This is a genomic window from Mesorhizobium loti (genome assembly GCF_003148495.1).
Taxonomy (GTDB): domain Bacteria; phylum Pseudomonadota; class Alphaproteobacteria; order Rhizobiales; family Rhizobiaceae; genus Mesorhizobium; species Mesorhizobium loti.
In genome coordinates this window covers 63204-69203 of sequence record NZ_QGGH01000023.1, presented here as the reverse complement: position 1 = coordinate 69203, position 6000 = coordinate 63204, and the positions used below count along the sequence as shown (strand labels likewise).

General features: G+C 61.9%; 6 protein-coding genes. All 6 read right to left on the bottom strand.

The genetic code is table 11. The features are described from left to right. The coding region (locus C8D77_RS35415; RefSeq protein ID WP_146211868.1) for a biotin/lipoyl-containing protein at nucleotides 1-779 on the bottom strand (779 nt) is incomplete at its 3' end. 18 nt (nucleotides 780-797) lie between these two features. Further along, a complete protein-coding gene (locus tag C8D77_RS35410; RefSeq protein ID WP_109672350.1) occupies nucleotides 798-2201 on the bottom strand; it encodes a pyruvate dehydrogenase complex E1 component subunit beta in 1404 nt (467 codons plus the stop codon). Nucleotides 2202-2216: 15 nt separating this feature from the next. Further along, nucleotides 2217-3254: a pyruvate dehydrogenase (acetyl-transferring) E1 component subunit alpha gene (gene pdhA, locus C8D77_RS35405; RefSeq protein WP_109672347.1), complete on the bottom strand. Its 1038-nt coding sequence runs from the start codon at nucleotides 3252-3254 to the stop codon at nucleotides 2217-2219. Between the two features lie 193 nt (nucleotides 3255-3447). After that, a complete protein-coding gene (locus tag C8D77_RS35400; RefSeq protein WP_109672345.1) occupies nucleotides 3448-3771 on the bottom strand; it encodes an FtsB family cell division protein in 324 nt (107 codons plus the stop codon). A gap of 170 nt (nucleotides 3772-3941) precedes the next feature. Further along, nucleotides 3942-5216, bottom strand: coding sequence for a phosphopyruvate hydratase (eno, locus tag C8D77_RS35395; RefSeq protein ID WP_109672342.1), 1275 nt, complete (start codon nucleotides 5214-5216; stop codon nucleotides 3942-3944). A gap of 380 nt (nucleotides 5217-5596) precedes the next feature. Then, nucleotides 5597-5962: a PRC-barrel domain-containing protein gene (locus C8D77_RS35385; RefSeq protein WP_109672337.1), complete on the bottom strand. Its 366-nt coding sequence runs from the start codon at nucleotides 5960-5962 to the stop codon at nucleotides 5597-5599. Nucleotides 5963-6000: the final 38 nt, after the last annotated feature.

Genomic DNA, 6000 nt, shown 5'->3' with positions numbered 1-6000 from the left:
TCGAGCTCACAGTCGAGCGTCAGGTAGAAATGCGGGATGGTGGTCTTGGCCTCGACCAGCCGGCGCGCAATGGTCTTGCGCATGTTGTCATGCGGGACGAGGTCGTAGGAGCCAGCCTCGAACAGCTTCAGCACCTGATCGTCCGACATCGCCTTCACCGCAGGGGCGGCAGCAGACGGAGCCACTGGCGCACCAGCGGGCGCGGCCTTGGCGGCAGGCTTGGCACCGCCACCGGCAATCGCCGCGTCGACATCGGCCTTCACCACCCGGCCATGCGGGCCGGTGCCGGTCACAGCAGAGACATCGACGCCAGCTTCCCTGGCGATGCGGCGCGCAAGCGGCGAGGCGAAGGTGCGCTCGCCAGCCGCGTGGCCGTTGGCAACCGGAGCCGCCTCTGCCTTGGGTGCGGCTGCGGCAGGCTCGGCCTTTGGTGCCTCAGCCTTTGGTGCTTCCGCCTTCGGCGCATCCACTTTCGGAGCCTCGGCTTTCGCTGGTGCGGCAGCACCACTGCTTTTCGCGGCAGCGCCGGCATCCTCGCCTTCGGCGGCAAGCACGGCGATCAACGCATTGACCTTGACGCCTTCGGTTCCGGCGGGAACGACGAGCTTTGCAACCGTGCCCTCATCGACAGCTTCGACTTCCATCGTTGCCTTGTCGGTCTCGATCTCGGCGATGACATCGCCGGGCGAAACCTTGTCGCCCTCCTTGACGAGCCACTTGGACAGATTGCCCTCTTCCATTGTGGGCGACAGGGCCGGCATGGTGATATTGATTGGCATTTTGTCCTCCCGCCCGGTTCAGCGATACGTGACGGCTTTGACCGCCTCGATGACCTCGCCGACATTCGGCAAAGCTAGTTTCTCGAGGTTGGCCGCATAGGGCATAGGGACGTCCTTGCCGGCAATGGTGATGACCGGCGCGTCGAGGAAATCGAAGGCGCGCTGCGACACCTGGTTGGCGATATGGTCGCCGACCGAGCTCTGCGGATATCCCTCTTCGACAACGATCAGCCGGTTGGTCTTCTTGACCGAGGCGACGATGGTATCGAGGTCGAGCGGGCGGATGGTCCTGAGATCGATGATCTCGACGTCGATGCCCATGCCGCGCAACTCGGCTTCAGCCTTGACCGCGTAGGTCATGCCGATGCCGAAGGACACGATGGTGACGTCCTTGCCGGTCTTGTGGATGCGCGCCTTGCCGATCGGCAGCACGAAGTCATCGAGCTTCGGCACGTCGAAGGACTGGCCGTAAAGGATTTCGTTCTCGAGGAAGATGACCGGGTTCGGATCGCGGATCGCCGCCTTCAGCAAGCCCTTGGCGTCGGCGGCGGTGTAAGGCATCACCACTTTCAGGCCCGGAATGTGGCTATACCAGGCGGCATAGCACTGCGAGTGCTGGGCAGCGACCCGGGCGGCGGCGCCGTTCGGTCCCCGGAACACGATCGGCGCGCCCATCTGGCCGCCCGACATATAGAGCGTCTTGGCGGCGGAGTTGATGATCTGGTCGATCGCCTGCATGGCGAAGTTGAAGGTCATGAACTCGACGATCGGCTTCAGGCCAGCCATCGCAGCACCAACGCCAACGCCGGCAAAGCCATGCTCGGTGATCGGCGTGTCGACGACGCGCCGCGGCCCGAACTCCTGCAGCAACCCTTGTGTGATCTTGTAGGCGCCCTGGTATTCGGCGACCTCCTCGCCCATGACGAAGACATCGCCATCGCGGCGCATTTCCTCGGCCATCGCGTCACGCAGCGCTTCACGCACCGTGGTCGAGACCATCTCCGTGCCGGCCGGAATGTCCGGATCGGCGGCGATTTCCGTCTTTGGAGCAGCAGCCACCGGCGCGGCAGCCGGCTTTGTGGCCTCCGCCTTGTCCTCGGCGGCGGCTGGAGCCTCTGCCTTTGCGGGTGCTTCCACCTTGGCAGGAGCCGCGGCCTTGCCGATATCACCGGCACTTTCGCCATCCTGCAACAGCACGGCGATGGGTGTGTTGACCTTGACGCCTTCGGTGCCGGCAGCGATCAGGATCTTGCCCAGCGTGCCTTCGTCAACGGCTTCGACTTCCATCGTCGCCTTGTCGGTCTCGATCTCGGCGATGACGTCGCCGGCGACGACCTTGTCGCCCTCGTTCTTCAACCACTTGGAAAGATTGCCCTCTTCCATGGTCGGCGAGAGAGCGGGCATGAGAATTTCGATCGGCATGTCCTTGCCCTCCCGTTACAATACGATATCGGTCCAGAGCTCGGACGGATCCGGCTCCGCGTCGTTCTGGGCAAATTCGGCGGCGTCGGCGACGATGTCGCGGACCTCCTTGTCGATGGTCTTGAGTTCGTCCTCGGTCGCCCACTTCTTCTCGATCAGCCGCGCCTTGACCTGTTCGATCGGGTCATGCTCGGAGCGCATCTTCTGCACTTCTTCCTTGGAGCGATACTTCGCCGGATCGGACATCGAGTGGCCGCGATAGCGATAGGTCTGCATTTCGAGGATCAATGGGCCGTTGCCGGCACGGCACCATTCGGTGGCCAGGTCGCCCGCCGCCTTGACGGCGCGGACATCCATGCCGTCGACCTGGATGCCGGGAATCTTGAACGAGGCGCCGCGATGCGAAAAGTCCGTCTCGGCTGACGAGCGCGAGACCGAGGTGCCCATGGCATAGCGGTTGTTCTCGATAATGTAGATCACCGGCAGCTTCCACAGCGAGGCCATGTTGAAGCTTTCATAGACCTGGCCCTGGTTGGCCGCACCGTCGCCGAAATAGGTCAGCGAGACATTGTTGTTGTCGCGGTAGCGGTTGGCGAAGGCCAAGCCCGTGCCGAGCGACACCTGCGCGCCGACGATGCCGTGGCCGCCGTAAAAGTGCTTTTCCTTGGAGAACATATGCATGGAGCCGCCCTTGCCCCGTGACAGGCCGCCGCGACGCCCGGTCAGCTCGGCCATGACGCCACGCGGCGACAGCTCCATCGCCAGCATGTGACCGTGGTCGCGATAGGCGGTGATCATCTGATCGCCGTCGATCAGCGCCATCTTCATGCCGGTGACGACCGCTTCCTGGCCGATATAGAGATGGCAGAAGCCGCCGATGAAGCCCATGCCGTAAAGCTGGCCGGCCTTTTCCTCGAAGCGGCGGATGAGCAGCATGTGCCGGTAAGCGGCAAGCTCTTCGTCCTTGGTGAATTCGGCGGGCTTGGGGGCCGAAAGCCCCGATTTGCCGTCGGATTTGGATTTGGCAGGCGCTTTTCTGGCGGCGGTGGCCATGCATCACTCCCTGTTGGCGTCTCTTTGTGGACATTAGAGCAGAGGAAATCTGCTCTGGGGAGATCAGCTCCTCCCCACCGATTTGAGGGAGGCTAACACGCGTTAAAGCGTTGCGCCATGCCGAATTTGCATAGCTGGCATGCGCCTAAGCGATTAAAATCATTGAAAATATTGGCGATTAACTCGATATCGGTTATTTCGCCGACGCCGGCAACATGATGGTGATTTCATCAGCCTGGGACAGATTGAGCGCCTTGCGCGCCTGCTCGTCGAGCATGTCCTTCTCCAGCGTGCCTTCATGCATCAGTCGAACGCGGCGCTCGAGTTCCATGCGGCGCGCCTTGATCGCATCGAGCTGGCTCTGCAGCGCAACCGTCTGGGCTTCCAGCTGATATTTCGAATAGATGCCGAATTCACCGTGATAGGCATGAAAGCCGAAATAGGCCAGGAACGCCACGCAGAGCGAGGGAATGATCAGCCGGCCGGTGTTTCTCTGCTTGTGCTGACGCGTCCACATCGCCCGATTCCTCTCGGCCGCGAACTCAGGCGGCTCACGACCTTTTTCGCCCGATTGTGCTTAACGGACGGTTACGGGTGACCGGTTTGGCGAGCCGAAATGAAAAAGGGCGGGAATGCTCCCGCCCTTTCATCCGATATCCGGGATCCCGAATCCCGAATGCTTGCGGATCAGTCCTTGACCACCGACTTGCCGGCATAGCTTGCCTGCTTGCCGAGCTCTTCCTCGATGCGGATCAGCTGATTGTACTTGGCCATGCGGTCGGAGCGCGACAGCGAGCCGGTCTTGATCTGTCCGCAATTGGTGGCAACCGCGAGATCGGCGATGGTCGAATCCTCGGTTTCGCCCGAGCGGTGAGACATGACGGCGGTGTAGCCGGCCTTGTGCGCGGTTTCGACGGCGTCGAGCGTTTCCGTCAGCGAGCCGATCTGGTTGACCTTGACCAGGATCGAATTGGCAACGCCCATGCGGATGCCGTCGCGCAGCCGTGCGGTGTTGGTGACGAACAGGTCGTCGCCGACCAGCTGGGTCTTCTTGCCGATCAGGTCGGTGAGGTACTTCCAGCCTTCCCAGTCGTCCTCGGCCAAGCCGTCCTCGATCGAGATGATCGGATAATCGGCGGCAAGCTTGGCCAGGTATTTGGCCTGGGCCTTGGGGTCACGTGTCTTCTTCTCGCCCTCATAGACGTAGTTGCCGTCCTTGAAGAACTCGGTCGCCGCGCAATCAAGGCCGAGCGCGATCTCCTCGCCCGGCTTGAAGCCGGCCTGCTCGATCGATTCCATGATGAAGTCGAGCGCCACCGGCGCGCTTTTCAGGTTCGGGGCAAAGCCGCCCTCATCGCCGACATTGGTGTTGTGGCCGGCGTCCTTCAGTTTCTTGCGCAACGTGTGGAAGATTTCCGAACCCCAGCGCACCCCTTCGCGCAGCGTCGGCGCGCCGATCGGCATGATCATGAATTCCTGGAAGTCGATGGGGTTGTCGGCATGCGCGCCGCCATTGATGATGTTCATCATCGGCACCGGCAGGACATGCGCCTTGGTGCCGCCGACATAGCGGTAGAGCGGCAGGCCGGCGGCATCGGCAGCGGCCTTGGCCACCGCCAGGGAGACGCCGAGAATGGCGTTGGCGCCGAGCCGGCTCTTGTTGGGCGTGCCGTCAAGCTCGATCATGGTCTGGTCGATATGGATCTGGTTTTCGGCCTCCATGCCGCCGATCGCCTCGAACAGCTCACCGTTCACCGCTTCGACGGCCTTGAGCACGCCCTTGCCGAGATAGCGGGCGCCGCCGTCGCGCAGTTCGACGGCCTCGTGGGCACCGGTCGAGGCGCCCGACGGGACCGCCGCGCGGCCCATCGAGCCGTCTTCGAGAATGACATCGACCTCGACGGTCGGATTTCCACGGCTGTCCAGGATTTCACGCCCGACAATGTCGATGATGGCGGTCATTGCGATGTCCTCGATTGATCTGACTGATGTCGCGCACGTCTTAGCCAAAGTGCTGCAAAAGGCAATCGGCCGGCTCGCAATTATTGCCGTGGCGTCAGCCCCGAACGATTCACGAAGCGCAAATCGCTGTCATCATAAGTCATGTACGGCGGACCGGCTTGCGGCTATGATGTGGGTGCGCGGGGCGAAACAGGAGGAGTTTCGCCATGTCCCAGTTGAGCGGTATCGTGAGTTTGTTCCTGATCGCGGCTGCGTTCCTGACGTCGTGCGACAATCAGCAGTCGCCACCCAAGGCGATGGCCCCCGTGCACATCAGCGAATAGCTGCCACATCAAACCAAAATGGCCCCGTCTCGACGGGGCCATTTTGGTTTTGAGCCGTCAGTGCCAGTAAGGCGTGACCTTGTAGTAGTCGTAGGAGGCGTCGCGAGCGGTCTCGCCATCCGCGTCGGTCAGTTCGTTGATCGAATAGGCAGGCGCCGCCTTCAACTGCTCCTTGGAGAACGGCACGACATAGCCGCCCTTGTCCTCGTCATAGTCGAGGCTGGCCCACGGAATGGCATGATATTTTTCGCCGATGCCGAGGAAGCCTCCGAAACCAATCACCGCGAACATGATGCCGTTCGACGTCTTGTCGAGCATGACGTCCTGGATGCTGCCGATGCTCTTGCCTTCGGTGTTGTAGACCGAAGTGCCGATGACTCGCGAAGCGGCAATGGCTTGGGTGTGGCCCGTCTGGGTTGTCATGATGTGCTCCTCATTGTCGTTGATCTATGCTTTGACAA

Excerpts from the sequence above, each read along its gene's own strand:
- C8D77_RS35400 (WP_109672345.1), bottom strand. The coding sequence starts at position 3,771 with ATGTGGACGCGTCAGCACAAGCAGAGAAACACCGGCCGGCTGATCATT.
- pdhA (WP_109672347.1), bottom strand. The coding sequence starts at position 3,254 with ATGGCCACCGCCGCCAGAAAAGCGCCTGCCAAATCCAAATCCGACGGC.
- C8D77_RS35385 (WP_109672337.1), bottom strand. The coding sequence starts at position 5,962 with ATGACAACCCAGACGGGCCACACCCAAGCCATTGCCGCTTCGCGAGTC.
- eno (WP_109672342.1), bottom strand. The coding sequence starts at position 5,216 with ATGACCGCCATCATCGACATTGTCGGGCGTGAAATCCTGGACAGCCGT.
- C8D77_RS35410 (WP_109672350.1), bottom strand. The coding sequence starts at position 2,201 with ATGCCGATCGAAATTCTCATGCCCGCTCTCTCGCCGACCATGGAAGAG.